General features: G+C 37.6%; 14 protein-coding genes and 5 tRNA genes. 7 read left to right on the forward strand and 12 right to left on the reverse strand.

The genetic code is table 11. The annotated features are described in order from the left end of the window. Positions 1 to 70 precede the first annotated feature (70 nt). The 4 genes from CYG50_RS11705 to CYG50_RS11720 all read right to left on the reverse strand — a co-directional run bounded on the left by CYG50_RS11705 (position 71) and on the right by CYG50_RS11720 (position 4355). A complete protein-coding gene (locus tag CYG50_RS11705) occupies positions 71 to 493 on the reverse strand; it encodes a GNAT family N-acetyltransferase (RefSeq protein WP_102137590.1) in 423 nt (140 codons plus the stop codon). Between the two features lie 108 nt (positions 494 to 601). Continuing rightward, complete coding sequence (locus CYG50_RS11710; RefSeq protein WP_102137589.1) at positions 602 to 1132, reverse strand: MltR family transcriptional regulator; 531 nt, start codon at positions 1130 to 1132, stop codon at positions 602 to 604. A gap of 101 nt (positions 1133 to 1233) precedes the next feature. Next, complete coding sequence (locus tag CYG50_RS11715; RefSeq protein ID WP_102137588.1) at positions 1234 to 2394, reverse strand: mannitol-1-phosphate 5-dehydrogenase; 1161 nt, start codon at positions 2392 to 2394, stop codon at positions 1234 to 1236. Between the two features lie 11 nt (positions 2395 to 2405). Next, positions 2406 to 4355, reverse strand: coding sequence for a PTS mannitol transporter subunit IICBA (locus CYG50_RS11720; protein WP_102137587.1), 1950 nt, complete (start codon positions 4353 to 4355; stop codon positions 2406 to 2408). A 632-nt stretch (positions 4356 to 4987) separates the two neighbouring features. Here CYG50_RS11720 and CYG50_RS11725 point away from each other — a divergent pair. Next, a complete protein-coding gene (locus tag CYG50_RS11725; protein WP_102137586.1) occupies positions 4988 to 6223 on the forward strand; it encodes an ArsB/NhaD family transporter in 1236 nt (411 codons plus the stop codon). A gap of 52 nt (positions 6224 to 6275) precedes the next feature. Here the strand turns inward: CYG50_RS11725 and CYG50_RS11730 are convergent, their stop codons facing one another. After that, positions 6276 to 7013, reverse strand: a complete 738-nt coding sequence (locus CYG50_RS11730) for a cyclase family protein (protein WP_102137585.1) — start codon at positions 7011 to 7013, stop codon at positions 6276 to 6278. A 226-nt stretch (positions 7014 to 7239) separates the two neighbouring features. Beyond that, positions 7240 to 8082 carry a MetQ/NlpA family ABC transporter substrate-binding protein gene (locus tag CYG50_RS11735; RefSeq protein WP_102137584.1) on the reverse strand — a complete coding sequence of 281 codons (843 nt, stop codon included), beginning with the start codon at positions 8080 to 8082 and terminating at the stop codon, positions 7240 to 7242. A 213-nt stretch (positions 8083 to 8295) separates the two neighbouring features. Between CYG50_RS11735 and CYG50_RS11740 the strand changes: the two genes are divergently transcribed. The 5 genes from CYG50_RS11740 to CYG50_RS11760 all read left to right on the forward strand — a co-directional run bounded on the left by CYG50_RS11740 (position 8296) and on the right by CYG50_RS11760 (position 14706). Then, positions 8296 to 9420 (forward strand): CMD domain-containing protein, encoded by a 1125-nt coding sequence (locus tag CYG50_RS11740; protein WP_102137583.1) that lies wholly within the window; start codon positions 8296 to 8298, stop codon positions 9418 to 9420. A gap of 4 nt (positions 9421 to 9424) precedes the next feature. Beyond that, entirely contained in the window at positions 9425 to 10885 is a 1461-nt protein-coding gene (locus CYG50_RS11745; protein ID WP_102137582.1) for an FAD/NAD(P)-binding protein, read from the forward strand. Between the two features lie 3 nt (positions 10886 to 10888). Then, entirely contained in the window at positions 10889 to 11902 is a 1014-nt protein-coding gene (locus CYG50_RS11750) for a methionine ABC transporter ATP-binding protein (RefSeq protein WP_102137581.1), read from the forward strand. Continuing rightward, on the forward strand, positions 11899 to 12567 hold the full coding sequence (locus CYG50_RS11755) for a methionine ABC transporter permease (protein ID WP_102137580.1): 669 nt from the start codon (positions 11899 to 11901) through the stop codon (positions 12565 to 12567). Before CYG50_RS11750 ends, CYG50_RS11755 begins: the two co-directional genes overlap by 4 nt. Before the next feature lie 372 nt (positions 12568 to 12939). Then, positions 12940 to 14706: a potassium/proton antiporter gene (locus CYG50_RS11760; RefSeq protein ID WP_229597465.1), complete on the forward strand. Its 1767-nt coding sequence runs from the start codon at positions 12940 to 12942 to the stop codon at positions 14704 to 14706. Positions 14707 to 14942: 236 nt separating this feature from the next. Here CYG50_RS11760 and CYG50_RS11765 read toward each other — a convergent pair whose 3' ends face one another. Next, positions 14943 to 15236, reverse strand: coding sequence for a helix-turn-helix domain-containing protein (locus CYG50_RS11765; protein WP_102137798.1), 294 nt, complete (start codon positions 15234 to 15236; stop codon positions 14943 to 14945). Between the two features lie 1158 nt (positions 15237 to 16394). On the opposite strand from CYG50_RS11765, the gene CYG50_RS11770 reads away from it, so the two are divergent. Beyond that, complete coding sequence (locus CYG50_RS11770) at positions 16395 to 17003, forward strand: hypothetical protein (RefSeq protein ID WP_102137579.1); 609 nt, start codon at positions 16395 to 16397, stop codon at positions 17001 to 17003. 51 nt (positions 17004 to 17054) lie between these two features. Here the strand turns inward: CYG50_RS11770 and CYG50_RS11775 are convergent. The 5 genes from CYG50_RS11775 to CYG50_RS11795 form a co-directional block, all read right to left on the reverse strand. Next, a tRNA-Lys gene (locus CYG50_RS11775) sits at positions 17055 to 17130 on the reverse strand. Positions 17131 to 17167: 37 nt separating this feature from the next. Continuing rightward, positions 17168 to 17243: transfer RNA gene (locus CYG50_RS11780), tRNA-Lys, on the reverse strand. A 37-nt stretch (positions 17244 to 17280) separates the two neighbouring features. Continuing rightward, positions 17281 to 17356 (reverse strand) — tRNA-Val (locus CYG50_RS11785). Positions 17357 to 17393: 37 nt separating this feature from the next. Beyond that, a tRNA-Val gene (locus tag CYG50_RS11790) sits at positions 17394 to 17469 on the reverse strand. Between the two features lie 26 nt (positions 17470 to 17495). Next, positions 17496 to 17571: transfer RNA gene (locus tag CYG50_RS11795), tRNA-Val, on the reverse strand. Between the last annotated feature and the right edge of the window lie 112 nt (positions 17572 to 17683).

Genomic DNA, 17683 nt, shown 5'->3' on the forward strand with positions numbered 1-17683 from the left:
CACCATCCCATCAATTAATTTCAGTCATGTTAACTTAACGGGTGTGCGAATTTAAGCAAACAAAAAATACCTACGCTAATTCAGTTTTAGTGAGATAATGCCTTTCCATACCTTTCTCTGGGAAATCAGGCAATGACATTTGTTTCACATATCCTAATTTTTCATAAAATGGCAAGGCTTGAAAACTGAAGGTGTCAACTAAGCTATGAATACAACCTAGTTTAATTGCTTCCCGTTCAGCAGCCTTCATCAATTTACTGCCTAATCCCATTTTTCTGGCGTCTTCACTTACCCATAGAAAATCGATACAGAGCCAATTCGCCTTGACAGAAGCCAGTAATCCTCCAAGCATAACACCAGAATCATTTTTAAAATAAACGCCTAGCTCACCAAAACGTTCTGCACTCAAATATTGGATATTAAAACTACGTAACCCTGCAAGGAGTTCTTCTTTATCTTCAGTGGTGATTTCATGTGCAACAATAATATTCATTCGATGCTCTGCTGATACTCTGCTAATACTCGGCTAATAACGTGTTATTTCAAACATATTTACTTTGATAAGAAAACAGTAAAATAGGAGAGGATTGAATATGCTATTTTAAAATACATCAGTTTCTATAATTTGGGTAATTAAAGCCGTTACAGACAATACCAATGAAGATTTGATCATTTGCTGAAAACGGTGTTTTTGTAATTCAATTAATTGGTTATCGACAAGATCCTCTGGTTGATTGAATCTCATCATTTCTGGTAAAGGTTCCATACAATGGAGCATTTTAATACTGCCTAAAATTTCATCATCCGTAAAATTTATATTTAAATCCTCTGCCGATAACGATTCGTTTAAAGCAAGAAATAATTCTATATCTTCATAGGTTTCGCGAGAAATAGCCCCTAATGCAAATAGGAGTTTCAAACGAACTGATAACTCCCCTAATGGCCCATTTCCAGTTAAAAGTGGTTCAACGGCATACTTTACCGCATAATCATCCTTTCTAAAAACTTTTAACATTAATTTATCAATAGCTTGTGAAATTAAAACAACGACTTCTTGAACAAACAAATATACTTCTGGCCGTTGATTTAACCGCTCAAGGATCTGATTTTCAATGTTTTGTTTATTTTCCATATTAGCTTCTTTTATCACTTTACAGCTATACTACTTACTATCATACAGTAGATAGCCATAAAGTGACTGAACCTCAGTTAATCAATCTATTATCCGTAATATCACTTGTTACTCAATATCAATAACTGGTATTGGGAACTAATTCTATCAACAACCTCGGGATATTTCTCTAACCCACAAAGCTCAACAACCGCTTGATATATACCTTTATCAGCTATTAACTTTGCCATTTTATTTGCTTGAGGATCGGCTTCACATCTGAAATGCAATGCGGCAGCAATTCCTATGATCAGATTTTCATTTGGTAATTGATATTCTAATGTGCCTAGCAAAGGCTTAATTAAGCGATCATTAGAACTTAACTTTCTTATAGGCTGTCGCCCAACTCGACTAACATCATCTTTTAAATATGGGTTTGCAAAGCGACTTAGTATTTTATCTATGTATTGATTATGTATTTGTGAATCAAAACCATAACGTTGAATTAAAACTTGTCCACTTTCTTGCATAGCCGATTTAACAACAGTATAGATCCTCAAATCTCCAATTGCCTCGCTAATTGTCTGGTATCCATATCGCTGCCCTAAATACGCTGTCATTGCATGACCTGTATTTAATGTAAATAGTTTACGTTCAACAAATGCCATTAGATTGTTCGTCAATTCCATTCCATCGATAATAGGAATATCACCAACAAATTGTGTTCGGTCAACAATCCACTCGCTAAAGGATTCGACAGTAACATCAAGTGGGTCATCATTCGCTGCATCCATCGGAGGAACGATCCGGTCAACTGCGGAGTCTACAAAACCAATATGTTGGTCAACCCATTGATGTAATTCTTCCGGCAAATGAACCAACACATGTTGTTTTAATTGGCTAGTTCCCCTTACCATATTTTCACATGCAATTATATTGAGTGGCTGGTTATTTCCCTGCGATTTTCTATAAACTATGCCTTTAGCTATGGTTGACGCTATTTTTTCAAGTACTTGTGGCCCGACAGCAGTTGTAAGCATATCCGCTGTTGCAATAAACTCTATCGTTTTAGGGTCATTACTATTAACAGCGTGAATGTGTTGGACTTTCTCAATACGATTTTCCTGACCAACCACGTGAACATTATAAGATTGCTGATGCGCGAGTTGGTCAATTAATGGCTGATTAACATCCGTAAAAGTCACTTGTGAATTTGCGTCTGCTAATAATTTACCAATAAACCCACGGCCTATATTTCCTGCACCAAAGTGAATGACTTTCATTATTATTCTCCTTATGCTGCACTTTGAGACGCTAAAATTTCGAGTACTTCCTGAACATCTTGGGTTTCACATAAACGCTCAATAACCCCATCTTCATCTAAAGCGGAAGTAATTCGTGTGATAACTTCAATGTGCTCATTATTTTGTGCGGCAATACCAATAACTAGGCGGGCAATTTCATCGGGTTCTTCACCAAATTGTACGCCTTCGGGGTATTGGCAAATAACAATGCCGGTTTTTAATACGCGGTCTTTGGCTTCTATCGTTCCGTGAGGTACCGCAATAGACTCGCCAAGATATGTGGGAGTTAGTTTTTCGCGAGCTAACATCGCCTCAATATAGTCAGGCTCAACATAGCCACCCTCAACTAATTTTTGCCCCGCAAATTGGATGGCTTGCGTTTTATTCTGTGCAGATAGGTTTAAATGAATATGCTTTGCACTCAATGTAAATATCGCATCATCATAATTTTCTATTTCATAGGATTCATCATTTGCTGCAATAATCGTTTGCTTAATCAGTCGTCCGTCATTCGCAGCTTTAGGATTTTTTTTAGCTATTAAATTGGTGACTAGATCATTATACGTTTGGCTATCTAAGAAGTTTGTTAAAGAAATATGCATTGCATTTGGCGCAAATGACTGTGCCCTTTGTGTTAGATCTCTATGAGTAATAACAATATCAACGTTATCTGGCAGGTCGTTAATTGCCATATTAGTGACTGCAATATCGATTAAGCCTGCATCTCGTACTTTTTTGGCTAATACCCCGGCCCCCATTGCACTTGACCCCATGCCTGCATCGCAAGCAACAATAATGTTGCGCACTTGAGCTAAATTGATAGAGATATCTTTACTGGTTGAGCTTGTTGCTGATGACTTTGATTGCGTTTTCATATTGCGCATTTTTTTCGTCGCACTTTCGAGCTCATCATCATCGCCAATTCGTGTTCGTTTTAATAAAAGCACTGAAACGATAAAAGAAACAGCTGTAGCACTTGTGACTGATAAAATAACGCCAATAAGTGATGATTTAGGGGTCATCAGTAGAACTGCAAATATTGAACCTGGTGATGCAGGAGAGACTAAGCCCGCATGAAAAAGGTTCATCACAAATACCCCTGTCATCCCTCCAAGAATTACAGCAAGAATTAATCGAGGATTCATTAAAACATACGGGAAATAAATTTCATGGATACCGCCAAAAAAGTGAATAATTGCTGCCCCTGGTGCAGATTGCTTGGCATTACCTTTACCAAAAAACATATAAGCGAGTAAAACGCCTAAACCTGGTCCAGGGTTTGCTTCAATTAAGAAAAAAATGGAGGAACCTGTTTCAGATGCTTGCTGAATACCTAACGGTGAAAAAATACCGTGATTAATAGCATTATTGAGAAATAAGATTTTTGCAGGTTCAACAAAAATAGACGTGAGTGGAAGTAAGTTATTCTCCACCATCACGTTCACACCAGCCGCTAATATTTTGGATAACCCTGCAACAAGAGGACCTATCGCTAAATAAGCCAAAATAGCTAATAACATGCCGATAATGCCAGATGAAAAATTATTCACTAACATTTCAAAACCCGTTTTAACTTTGCCTTCGATCCACAAATCAAAACGTTTTATTGCATATCCGCCTAATGGGCCAGCAATCATTGCCCCCATAAACATCGGCATGTCAGCACCGACAATGACCCCCATTGTTGTTATTGCACCAACTATTCCCCCCCGCTCTCCACCGACCAAACGGCCACCGGTATAACCGATTAATAGAGGGAGTAAATAGGTGATCATAGGACCAACAAGTTGAGCTAATGTCTCATTAGGCCACCAGCCCGTTGGGATAAATAACGCGGTAATTAATCCCCAAGCGATGAAAGCACCGATATTAGGCATAACCATATTACTGAGGAAACGCCCAAAATTCTGTACCTTTAATTTGATATTTGATGTTACCATGATAGAACCCCGTGGTACGAGAATGATAAAGTTGTAACGTTATCGCCAAATAACGTCTGTGATTTTTTCAACTCTTTCACTCTAGCATGAGCTTTATCAGATCCGCACCACGTGGGCCTTTATGTGAACAAGATCACTATTACCCCCCGGCTCACCCCACCTTTATATTGATGAAGATCACATAAAATTCATGTCACTAAATTACACTGCTCTTTTTTTACACAAAAAAACCATTTTTAGTGATATTGGTCACAGCTTAAAACTCGTTATTTATCTTAGATTAGTGATGAGCATCACAATTTATTTTCTATTTATCTTTTTTATCCTGTGGACTAATGTCAATTATCCAACTGTACAAGTCACTTTTTATATTTTGTAATAAAATTACTAAACGTACTTTCTTCATTTTTCTTTGCATGCTGCAATAAATCACATTATCGTCTTTCGTAGTCAATGCCTGTTATTGCTATTTGAAAACTTCATTTTCTATTTCATTATTACCATCATCTTTTTGCGATAATCTTAAATTGAATTAACGACAACGTATTATTATCAATACATTATTTAACCTTGCTTCGTCTGGTCTTCACCGATAAATTACCTCTAATTTTCTTAATTAAAATGTGAATATCATGACGTCAACCGTTATTGTTTTTCTTTTGGTTTATATTGCGATGGGCTTTGGTAAGCTACCCGGCTTCAAAGTTGATAGAACTGGCGCTGCGGTTATTGGTGCCCTAGCTATGATGGCTATTGGTAGTATTACCCCTCCCCATGCATGGAATGCTATCGATTACCGAACGATTGGGATGTTATTCGGGCTTATGGTCGTTTCTGCTTCTTTTGTTGTGTCTGGTTTTTATAGCTGGACCGCAAATAAAGTCGCAATGCTAAAAGTTTCGCCCCCGATATTACTCGCTGTTTTAATTCTTGTTGGTGGCTTTCTTTCCGCATTGCTCACTAATGATGTTGTTGTTGTCGCGATGACTCCATTATTAGTATCAATTAGTTTATCTCGCGGTTTAAACCCAATTCCTTTTTTACTTGGCTTTTGTTTCGCAGCGAATAACGGGGCCGCAGGTTCATTAATTGGTAGCCCACAAAATATGATCGCAGCACAAGGGCTTGATATCTCGTTTGTTGGCTTATTACTGGCATCAGCAATACCAGCCCTGCTTTCCTTACCATTAACATGGTTAGTACTCGTTTGGTTATATCGTCATCGTTGGTATTTGACTAAAGAAAATACGCTCTCAACTCCCCCTAAATCAACCCAAGAAACATTAGATGTCTGGGAGACAGCAAAAGCGGGTGTCATTACTTTCGCAGTCATCATTACCTTTATTGTGACTGATATTCCTAAAGAACTTATTGCATTAACGGCTGCTGGATTTTTATTATTAAATCGATCTATTGCCTCGAGTGATATGCTTAAACTCGTTGATGGTAATCTTTTATTACTCATCATGGGGCTATTTGTTGTCAATGCCGCTTTTGCCGCCACAGGACTACCTCAGCAATTATTAACTGATTTGCGAAACTACGGTGTGGAACTCAATAACCCATTAGCCCTATTTTTAGTGACAGGCGTCCTAAGTACTATCGTTGGAAACAACCCTTCAGTCATGCTACTCGTCCCCTTCTTAACACCTGAAGGCAATGCCGATTCGTTAGGCGCTGCTCTCGTATTGGGTTCTGGTTTTTCAAGTAACTTACTGGTCTTCGGTAGCCTTGCTGGCATTATCGTCGTTGAGCAATCAGCGGCATATGGCGTAAAAATTTCTTTCGGTGAGTTCTCTAAATCAGGGGGAATTGTCGCGCTATTGTGTATGCTATTAGCCGCTGCTTGGATTTTACTTGCGTTATAGTCGTTTTAACCAATCTGCTATCACACTGGCAGATTGGTTATCATTATATTTCCTATGGCAATATCGCAAAAGAACGAACAGGAAAACCACTGGCATTATTTGGTTTAGCGACGATATTAAAAATTACCGCGCCACGTGTAGGCACTTGGTCTAAATTAGCAAGTAATTCAACTTGGTATGTATCTTGTTCTAATACGTAATACTCACCGAGTAATGCATTATTTTTTCGAAAATCTTTTGCAGCATCAGTATCAAATGTTTCATGTCCAATCGCTTTTATACCGCGTTCTTCAAATAAAAATTTGAGTGCGTCCATTCCCCAACCCGGTATTTGGTTATTGCCCTCATCATCTTTATTATCCATAAGCTCTTGTGATGGCCAACGTTTACTCCAATCCGTACGTAATGCAACAAAACTCCCTGATTCAATTCGACCATTTTTCGCTTCAAAATTAAGGATATCATCGAGAGAAAATGCAAAGTTAGGATCTTCTTTGGCCCTTTCTGACTGGTCAATAACAATCAGTGGCAGAACAAGTTCTTTTAATTCGAGCTCATGTAAATAACGTTTCCCTTCAACGAAATGACAAGGAGCATCAATATGGGTGCCATATTGCCCTGGAAATGTAAATTGCTGTGCAAAGAAACCTTCTGGATAGCCAAATAATGTTTTAAATTCGGCAGAGTCAAACATAAAAAAATGTGGTGAGTCTTTATCGAAGCTATGTGTCAAATCAACCCATTTTTTAGATTTTATTACATTAAATGCATCTATTAATTCATTGCTCATATTTTCCCCTGTCAGTTCTATTGTCTAAATAAACTTATCTACAGACTATTTTTATAATGCCTTTCCTAACCTATTAAATAACGAAAAAACATTCTGTTGTCTACAAATTCAACACGAATCTTTTTCATATTAAATCAGTAAGATATTTAATTTATATAGAAAAAACCACTAATTAATAAAAATTAGTGGTCAACGTAATAATCAGAATAAAAAATAGACTAGGATTTTATTTAGGATATTTGTTCCAGCTGTCAGGTTCAATAAAACCATCATAAATACGCTGCGAACGAATATAATCTGCGTACTCTTTAGACTCAAAAGCTTCTTTCAAATCTTTTGCCCACTGAGCATCTAAATCTTTTTGCATAACAGTCACAATAACGCGATGCTCTAGCGGTGAATTTTCTACAACTAAACCATCAGCAATACGTTGGCCAGCACTTGCCACATAGTTACCATTCACAACAACAAAATCAACATCATCTAATAATCGCAACCCTTGTGCCGCATCGGTTTCTCGAATATCTAAGTTATATTCATTTGGGGAGATATCATTAACACTAAAACTTAATGTACTCACATCTGGATTAATTTTTATCCAACCTAACTTTTCCAAGATCCTCGCGCCACGCTCTGCATTAACGGGGTCATTAGATAACGCAACAATCATACCGTCTTTCACTTCATCCAGTGTTTTATGTTTATTTGACCGCAGACTTTGAGGCGCACTCGGTGAGTCTGTCAATGCCACCATATTAATATTATTTTTTTTGTTATAAGCCTCCATATAGGCACGGCTTTGATTTACAGAAGCATCAATAGAGCCTTCTTCAAAAGCAGGATTTATTTGTCTATTCTGTGAAAATTGGCGCAAATTAACGGTATAACCTTTTTTCTCTAAAATCGGTACGATACCTTTGTCTACTTGGTCAATATAATTGCCAACACCAAAACCTATTGTAATTTGTTTTTTATTAGGATTATCTTTTTCACTATTATCGCCACACCCAGCCAGCACCGCTAAAGCAGTAGTAATTAAAGATAAATTTATTAATTTTTGTTTTAACATAGATAACAGCCCTGTAAAGATATTTTAGGCAGTATAATCATAATTAGAGAGTACAACTTAGACTATATCGTTATAACTTAATACTAAAGTAATATAAGAGTGGCATTTGATTCCTTTTGGTTATAAGCATATAACAAACAGATCGTTCGATTAGTAATGTGATTGATATGTAATGAAGGAGATAAAAAACATTTAAAAAAAGTGAGTTGCTTTATGACTATTTCCTATAATGATGTAATTAATTCTTTAACTAATTTAACACCAGATTCCAGCCTAGCTAAAATTCGCCATGAACGCGCGGTGGCGACTGAAAATACTCAAGCCGTATTTGAAGCCATTTTTTCTGCACCATCGACACTTCTCACAAATAATGTGAAATATTATTTTGCCTATGAAGTTGCAAAAATGACAGGAAGTCCCCGCCTAGCTGAATTTTATTTTCAATTAATAAACTCAATGCCTGATGAACCTCTTAGCAAACCACTGGCTACAGCAAAAGAATATCTGCAAGTTTTAACACAATCACCTAAAGATACCCATTACCAATTAATTGCTGCGTTAGCTGAACAAGGTTGGCAAGAAAGTGACATCATTTTACTTGCTCAATTAATAACTTATGTCACCTATCAAGCTCGGCTAATCGAAGGGGTTCTGTTACTGACGAATAGTAGTCATCTTACACATAACTCACCTAAAGTTGTGGCTGGTAAATGGAACCACCAACCATTAACCCGCAAAGGAAAACCTTCACCAACGGCTTTTACACAAGATAATTTAGGATGGGAAGCTTGGATTTCAGCAAGGGATGCAAAAACGCTATCCGTTGAAGAAGCCCAAGTCATGAAAAAATTTGGTCAATTAAACTCTGAATATTTTTTACTGCTCGCCCATCAAAGTAAAATTTTAGAGTTACGAACTTTAGTTGACCGAGGCGTGTTTTATACCTCAGAAGGGTTACCTCGCTGGGAACGTGAATTTGCTGCGGCCGTAACTAGCAAAGTTAATGGCTGCATATACTGCGCTTCTGTACATGCTAGAAAAGCCAGTCAGTATGCAAAAGAACGACGTGCTGATGTTGATAAATTACTAGCAACTGCGACGGGTTCAGTACTTGCTGAAGGTTTTGATGACAGACTCCTAGCCATCACAGATTTAGTCGCCTCTTTATCTGCAACCCCCATCCAAGCCACACCATCACAAATTAAAGAGTTACAAAACTTGGGTTTATCTGAACTTGAATTACTTGACTTAGTTCAATCAACGGCCTTCTTTTCATGGGCGAACCGCTTAATGTTATCGCTGGGTGAGCCCTTTGAAATAGTAGAGGATAAGGAGTAATTCAATGGAACTGATTATGGGTTTAGAGGCATTAGAAGCGCAAATAAAACAAGATTTGCAGTATTTAAATTTACCAATAACGTCTTGGTCATTATCAAAAAATAACCCTGAAAACCAAATTATTGATGTCGCTATCATTGGTGCGGGTATGTCAGGAATTACAGCCGCATTCGCTCTGAAATTACGAGGTATCAATGCAATTGTTTTCGACCAAGCCCCTGCTGGCAAAGAAGGCCCATGGCAAAGCCCTGCATTAATGGAAACATTGCGTTCCCCAAAACATGTGGTTGGCCCTGCGCTTGCATCCCCCTCTTTAACTTTTCAAGCTTGGTTTAAAGCCCAGTTTGGCATTCAAAAATGGGATGAACTCGATAAAATTCCACGTTTGCAGTGGGGAGAATATCTGCAATGGTATAAAACCATGACAGAACCCTATGTACTTAATCAATACCAATTAGTCGATGTGCAATTAAACGATAACTACCGTGAATTAATTTTTGACACTCCTAACGGTACCGTCAGGTATCAAGCGCAACATGTTATTTTATCGACGGGTATGGAGTCTTTTAGTGAAGCTAATATCCCTAGTTTTATGAATGATATCCCAACGACCTATTGGGAACATTCATATGCAGGTACTGACTATCGTCGTTTTAAAGGCTTAGACATTGGTGTTGTTGGATATAGTGCCGGTGCGATGGATAGTTCAGCAACGGCATTAGAAAATGGTGCTAATTCAGTTGAGATTTTGATCCGCGCTAGCGACATGCCCCGAGTAAATCGAGGAAAAGTTGCTGGAAGTGCAGGATTTACCAATGCGTATGCCTATTTTACAGATGCTCAGAAGTGGCATTACACTGATTATGTTGCCAAAGCCAAAACGCCAGCTCCTCATGGCAGCACGTTGAGAGTTTCTCGCCATAAAAATGCTTATTTCAATTTCAATACCCAAGTTAAATTTATTGAATTGAAAAATAAAAAATTGCATGTCACAACAACAACAGACAAATTCGTATTAGATTATTTAATCTTAGCAACTGGCTATCGGATTAATTGGGCCAAACACAGCGCTTTTCATCAATTATCTCCGCTAGTTAAAACATGGGGGGATGCATACACGCCATCCATTCATGAAGAAAATGCAGAGTTAGCTTCACACCCTTATTTAGGTAATCATTTTGAATTTCAAGCTAAAAACAAGTCAGATACATTAAAAATCAATCAGTTATATTGTTTTAACTTAAGTGCATCGCTCAGTATGGGCCCGGTCATAGGGTTAATCCCTGGAACGAATATTGGGGCAGAACGATTGGCTGACCATATTGCAGCTCAATTGTACCTAAGCTACCAAGAGCAACACCTTGAGCAAGTTAAAACTAGCCAAGAAGCTGAATTATTGGGGGATGAGTGGCAACCCGCTGTACCGCCTTCAGAACGTGTGCAATTAGCTGATAGTGTAGAGTAGATTATGATTACCTTTCAAAACATTCAAAAAGTTTATGAAAAAGATGGGCAGTCTTTAGTTGCATTGCAAGACATTAATTTGCATATCAATAAAGGTGATATCTTTGGGTTTATTGGTTATAGCGGGGCTGGTAAAAGCTCACTGATCCGTTTGGTTAATCAATTAGAAAAGCCAACCAGTGGTGCCGTTATTATCAATGGCCAAAATATTGCTGAGCATACCCCAGCAGAAACGCGCTCACATAAAAAAAGCATCGGTATGATTTTTCAGCATTTCAATTTGCTAGAAACGAAAACTGTTGCTCAAAATATTGCGATGCCCTTATTACTCTCAGGTGTCAATAAACAAGAAATCAATCAGCGAGTTGATAGCATTCTTGAATATGTCGAGCTTAGTGATAAAAAAAACCAATACCCTGGGCAGTTATCTGGTGGGCAAAAGCAGCGTGTGGGTATTGCGCGTGCTTTGATCAACAACCCACAAATTTTATTATGTGATGAAGCCACTTCAGCACTCGACCCGCAAACAACGCGCTCAATTTTGCAATTACTAAAAAAGATCAACCAAGAACAGCATATTACTATTTTGCTAGTTACTCACGAAATGGAAGTTATTGAACAAATTTGTAACCGTGTTGCTGTTATGGGGTCTGGCAAAATTGTCGAAGAAGGAACTGTACTTGATATTTTTGCCAACCCACGCCATGACACAACCAAGAAATTTGTAGGAACCGTATTAAACGAAGAAATTCCAGAACGCGTTCTGCATAACTTAGAACATCAACAAGATGTTTATCGTCTTGAATTTTTAGGGGCTTCCGCACAACAACCTGTCGTTAATGAGTTAATACTCAAAGAAATTGTCAAAATAAATATCTTATTTGCCAATATGAAAGAGATCAGTGGTGTCGTGCTGGGCAGTATGTTTGTCCAATTTATTGGTGATAAAGAAAAAATTGATGAAGCCGTCTCTTTTCTTCGCCAACGCGGAGTTGCAGTCAATCAGGGGGCACTATGACACAATTATTCGAAACCGCTTTAACGGCGAAACAGTTTTTATTAGCGATGTCAGAAACCTTTACGATGGTCAGCATTGCGCTCGTATTAGGTTCTATATTTGGGATCCTATTAGGTATCGTACTTGTTGTAACGAGGCCAGAGGGTATTTGGGAAAATAAATGTATTTATCGCATTGTGAACCCGATAATTAATATTATTCGTTCATTGCCTTTTATCATCTTATTAGTTGCGATGATCCCCCTTACACGCTTTATGGTAGGAACCTCAATAGGAACAACTGCAGCAATTGTGCCATTAGTGATTTTTATTGCCCCCTATACTGCACGTTTAGTTGAAAACTCATTACTCAGTGTACATTCAGGTATTATTGAAGCGGCTGATTCTATGGGAGCAACAAATTGGCAAATTGTTTGGCACTTTATTCTACCTGAAGCGAAGTCATCATTAATTCTAAGTTTAACCGCTGCCAGCATTACTTTAGTTGGTGCAACCGCAATGGCAGGAGCCGTTGGTGGTGGAGGTGTCGGTGACTTAGCACTAAACTACGGCTACCAGCGTTTTGATAATGTTGCAATGGCTATCACCGTTGTTACATTAGTAATTATCGTACAAGGCATGCAATTTATTGGTGACTATTTAGCGAAAAAAGCGCGCTTCCATTAGTCATTAGTTTCGTGGAAAAGGTCGAAAATATATTCGGCCTTCTCTCTTTTACCTTACTTTATAAGTGTCGATTATCCCCCTTAAGACTTGTGGCGAGCCCCAACACCATAATTATCGTTAATAGAAAAAATTAACAATAAAACTCACTCTAGTGCTTACTTATTCATATCTATCAATTTTTTACGTGTTTTAACGCTTTTTTATAGTGAGAAATGCGATAAATAATCAAATTATTTAAATTTATTTATATTATAATCATGTAGATATATATTTTAATGGATGTTATCCGCTTTTCGCTAAAATAATCTATTCTCAATGTATATTTAGTCGTCTTGCTATTTTGTTGTTTTTGCTTTCTACGCGCGCTTTACGATGCATCGTCAGCGTTTTATTCACTTACAGATTAAACTGATTATGCCAACTATTGAACAGCTCATTTTATTGATTTCTATACTCATTCTTTTGGGAATTTTTTCTAGCAAACTGTCCGCTAGGCTCGGTTTACCCATGCTTGTCATGTTTTTATTTGTTGGCATGCTAGCGGGTGAAGATGGGATAGGTAAGATTACGTTTGATAACGTTAATGTTTCGTATGCCGTTGGCTCTCTCGCGCTTGCTTTAATTTTATTTGATGGGGGTCTACAAACATCAGTAAAATCTATTCGTCTAGTTTGGAAACCGTCTTTTACACTAGCAACGCTAGGCGTTCTTGTAACCGCTGGGGTGACTGGTCTCGCGGCTGCTTATATCCTCGACGTCCCTCTTCTGGAAGGGCTATTACTAGGCGCTATCGTCGGTTCTACCGATGCTGCCGCCGTCTTTTCCTTACTGCGCAACGCGGGGATCTATTTAAATGAACGCCTGCAATCGACGTTAGAAATAGAAAGCGCAACCAATGACCCGACAGCCATATTCTTAACTGTTGGCTTATTACAACTCTTAATGAATCCACAAGCTTCAGGTAGTGAATTAATTCTGTTATTTTTTAGCCAAATGGGGATAGGTACAGTTGTTGGCTTAAGTGTTGGCTGGGTTTCAGTCAAAATTATCAATAAGATTAAACTAATCGCAACTGGGTTGTATCCTGTGCTTGTTGCTGCTTGTGGGTTGCTTTCTTTTGGACTCGCGAGTAATTTAGAAGGTAGTGGCTTCTTATCTATTTTTGTTACTGGTGTGGTGATTGGTAACCATCGGTTTGTTTTTCAACGCAATACCTTTTTGTTTCATGATGGATTAGCATGGCTAAGCCAAATTATCATGTTTGTTATGTTAGGGCTACTTGTCAACCCAAGTTCTCTAATTGAAGTCTGGCTTGAGGGTTTAATTATTGCTCTTGTCTTAACGTTTATCGCAAGGCCATTAGCTGTAATACCGGTTCTAAAATTATTTGGTTTCCCTAAACCTGAAATTACATTAATTTCTTGGGTAGGATTACGTGGCTCTGTCCCTATTATTCTCGCCATTTTCCCATTTATCTATGGTTTACCTAATGCCCATCTGATTTTTGACGTGGTTTTCTTTGTGGTATTAATTTCAGCAACATTACAAGGTTCAACCTTACCTTATGTTGCACGTAAATTAAATTTAATGCAGCCACCGCCATTGATCCCTGCAGCAACGTTAGATATTACCGCGGTAGACCAAATAGATGCAGATTTAGTGGAATATACATTAGGTGAGGATTGCGCTGTAGTAGGTCGTCGATTATCACAACTTGCATTACCTGACCAAACTGTCATTGCTATGATCACGCGAGAAAAAAGTGTTTTACCGCCAAGGGGGTCAACTACGCTTCATGCTGATGATCATTTATTTGTTGTTCTTAAACCTGAAAATCGTATTTTTCTTGAACATCTATTTTCAGAAAAAAACATCTCTGAAAACACGCCTATTGAACTACCCGATACCGGGTTAAGTTTAAAAGGAACGACTCGGTTAAATGAGATCCACTCATCTTATGGTATCCAAATTGATAATGGTGATGAAAGAACCCTTAACCAATTTATTTATGCTTCTATATCGGAACCTTTACAAGATACCGTCATGAAATTAGAACAACTGCAATTAAAAATTGGAGAAATGATAGGCACACGCATCATAACCGTAATATTAGAACCTATTAAAGCGCAGGAAGGTTAATTACACATAAATGTGCTAGAGATAATGACTCTAATGTTAAGTAATAATTAGTTCAAAGATACAAAAATAAAAGCCCTTTCGGGCTTTTATTTGTTCTTTTATGAAACCTAGGATAATAATAGATATTGTCTTATTTAAACTATAAACAGCAAATGTATTTAATTTACGTTCCTAATTTAAACAGGTAAGAATGAGAGCTAATTACGTTTCATTCTGGGACAATATGGTTTATTCGGCTATATAAGGGTGTATGCAGAACTTTCAAACCCTTTATTAGCTGTGTCCTCATCTACTTGAGTATCCTCTTGTAGGACTTCACTAAAAAACTCACCCATGTTAACGTCTAAAACTTTTAGCACTCGAACAAGACAGTCTATATCAATACGATTAACACCACGCTCGTAACGAAATAGCTGCTGTTCACTTATATCTATCTCTTTAGCTAACTGAAAAACAGTAAAGCCTTGAGCTCTTCTAAGGGCTTTTATTTTTTGTCCAACTGCACAAGCGACAGGATATTTCGTGTTCATAAACATTCTCGCTTCAATTTATTATTAAGGAAATAAAAATTAACAGATAATTACCTGCATATTTTATTTTTTATATTTATGTGTATAACAGTGATAATGCTATAGACGATTCAGCATATATCGGAAAGAATGATATACTACCCTTATAATTAGTTTCAACTAGTCCTAAATTGACATTGCAACTATGTAACAAAGTATTTCATGCTATACATTATGCATTTAAAAGCAAAATAACACTTTAAAATCACTCAGTTACACCAAATATGTGTAATTTCATTTGATAGTAATCCAAAAGACACCCCTCCCCCCTCGGAATATTCATCTAAAAAAGACCCATATGGCCGATGTATAACCTAAAAATAAAGGAAATAAATAGAATTATTTAACACTGTAACAATATTAATGTTATTGATACAATTTAACATGGTCTGAAATGATAAAACCTGTATTCATGATACTTTTATGTAAAAAATAGTAAAAACAGTCAATTTTATCTCTAAAACTCTCTAATTTGACAAAATATCAGTACATTAAAAAACCAGCCAGTCTGTTACAATTAGTAAAATACTAAATTTTTAAAGTAGCAAAATATGGATTTATTATATTCAAGTACCAAACATAACAAAACCATAACGTTAAGAAAGCTTATTATTCATTTTACTAGATGAATATCACAAAATTATGAAAAATAATTTTCATCGACAATGCGTTTTTGATTTAACTGTTTTTTTGTTTTTTGCTGTGTGCAAACTGACGTAAAACTTCAAAAACAAACAAAATCACAGGATTTATTGCTATATTATAGTATCTTACATTTACTATATAATAATATTCGTTTATAAAAAATTATATTTACTTTTTCTATCCCACACTCGATATTTATCCTCGCAGCTTTATTCTCTCATTTATACATAGTGAAATCATTATATTCTATAACGCACCAAATATATCCTGCTAGTACCATATTGAAACTTAGATGTAAGTACTAAAGGACTTTTATAAGATACATTCTGAATTATTCTGCATATAAAGCGAGTGACGCGATCATTAATTTTTGCCCCTTTATCATGCTACTTAGAGAATGTAACTTACAAAACATGTGTATATTCGTTAGATTTAATTTGTAATAAAGTTATGTTTGATTTCTAATGACTTGAGATGGTGGGTCGTGCAGGATTTAAATTCTGCGAATTTAGCCTTCGGCCTGAACCTGCAACCAGCTTGTCGAGGTATGTCTTAGCGACTGAGTGTTTACTTGATTGGGGATGTATTCGAATTTACGACTTTGAGATGATGGGTCGTGCAGGATTTAAATTCTGCGAATTTAGCCTTCGGCCTGAACCTGCAACCAGCTTATCGAGGTATGTCTTAGCGACTGAGTGTTTACTTGATTGGGGATGTATTCGAATTTACGACTTTGAGATGGTGGGTCGTGCAGGATTTAAATTCTGCGAATTTAGCCTTCGGCCTGAACCTGCAACCAGCTTATCGAGGTATGGCTTAGCGACAGAGTATTTACTTGATTGGGGATGTATTCGAATTTTCGACTTTGAGATGGTGGGTCGTGCAGGATTTAAATTCTGCGAATTTAGCCTTCGGCCTGAACCTGCAACCAGCTTATCGAGGTATGTCTTAGCGACTGAGTATTTACTTGACTGGGGATGTATTCGAATTTACGACTTTGAGATGGTGGGTCGTGCAGGATTTAAATTCTGCGAATTTAGCCTTCGGCCTGAACTTGCAACCAGCTTGTCGAGGTATGCTTAGCGACTGAGTGTTTACTTGATTGGGGATGTATTCGAATTTACGACTTTGAGATGGTGGGTCGTGCAGGATTCGAACCTGCGACCAATTGATTAAAAGTCAACTGCTCTACCGACTGAGCTAACGACCCATCTGGATTACTTCTTTTTACTACTAGAGGCTTTAGATGGTGGGTCGTGCAGGATTCGAACCTGCGACCAATTGATTAAAAGTCAACTGCTCTACCGACTGAGCTAACGACCCATCTAAATTTGTGTTTTAATGCGAGTAATGAATGAAGTGGTGGGCGATAGCGGGCTCGAACCACTGACCCCCTCCTTGTAAGGGAGGTGCTCTACCAACTGAGCTAATCGCCCACTTCATGACTTATACTACCACATTGTAATAAATAATTGGTGGGCGATAGCGGGCTCGAACCACTGACCCCCTCCTTGTAAGGGAGGTGCTCTACCAACTGAGCTAATCGCCCAATTATTTATCATTCATCGTCAACGGTGGTGGGCGATAGCGGGCTCGAACCACTGACCCCCTCCTTGTAAGGGAGGTGCTCTACCAACTGAGCTAATCGCCCCGTCGTCGATGGAGGTGCATTATAGGGATACTGAGTTCTGAGTCAACGCTTTTTCAATAGATTTTTTTCGTTCGTTGCAAAAATAATCAAGATGTTTCAATATTCGCCAGAA

Origin of the sequence: Providencia huaxiensis, assembly GCF_002843235.3 — a bacterium.
GTDB lineage: Bacteria > Pseudomonadota > Gammaproteobacteria > Enterobacterales > Enterobacteriaceae > Providencia > Providencia huaxiensis.

What these genes read in the sequence shown, in the direction of transcription:
- CYG50_RS11755 (WP_102137580.1), top strand. Translation starts at nt 11,899, where the DNA reads ATGACACAATTATTCGAAACCGCTTTAACGGCGAAACAGTTTTTATTA.
- CYG50_RS11735 (WP_102137584.1), bottom strand. Translation starts at nt 8,082, where the DNA reads ATGTTAAAACAAAAATTAATAAATTTATCTTTAATTACTACTGCTTTA.
- CYG50_RS11750 (WP_102137581.1), top strand. Translation starts at nt 10,889, where the DNA reads ATGATTACCTTTCAAAACATTCAAAAAGTTTATGAAAAAGATGGGCAG.
- CYG50_RS11730 (WP_102137585.1), bottom strand. Translation starts at nt 7,013, where the DNA reads ATGAGCAATGAATTAATAGATGCATTTAATGTAATAAAATCTAAAAAA.
- CYG50_RS11765 (WP_102137798.1), bottom strand. Translation starts at nt 15,236, where the DNA reads ATGAACACGAAATATCCTGTCGCTTGTGCAGTTGGACAAAAAATAAAA.
- CYG50_RS11770 (WP_102137579.1), top strand. Translation starts at nt 16,395, where the DNA reads ATGGTGGGTCGTGCAGGATTTAAATTCTGCGAATTTAGCCTTCGGCCT.
- CYG50_RS11745 (WP_102137582.1), top strand. Translation starts at nt 9,425, where the DNA reads ATGGAACTGATTATGGGTTTAGAGGCATTAGAAGCGCAAATAAAACAA.
- CYG50_RS11710 (WP_102137589.1), bottom strand. Translation starts at nt 1,132, where the DNA reads ATGGAAAATAAACAAAACATTGAAAATCAGATCCTTGAGCGGTTAAAT.
- CYG50_RS11760 (WP_229597465.1), top strand. Translation starts at nt 12,940, where the DNA reads ATGCATCGTCAGCGTTTTATTCACTTACAGATTAAACTGATTATGCCA.
- CYG50_RS11720 (WP_102137587.1), bottom strand. Translation starts at nt 4,355, where the DNA reads ATGGTAACATCAAATATCAAATTAAAGGTACAGAATTTTGGGCGTTTC.
- CYG50_RS11740 (WP_102137583.1), top strand. Translation starts at nt 8,296, where the DNA reads ATGACTATTTCCTATAATGATGTAATTAATTCTTTAACTAATTTAACA.
- CYG50_RS11725 (WP_102137586.1), top strand. Translation starts at nt 4,988, where the DNA reads ATGACGTCAACCGTTATTGTTTTTCTTTTGGTTTATATTGCGATGGGC.
- CYG50_RS11715 (WP_102137588.1), bottom strand. Translation starts at nt 2,394, where the DNA reads ATGAAAGTCATTCACTTTGGTGCAGGAAATATAGGCCGTGGGTTTATT.
- CYG50_RS11705 (WP_102137590.1), bottom strand. Translation starts at nt 493, where the DNA reads ATGAATATTATTGTTGCACATGAAATCACCACTGAAGATAAAGAAGAA.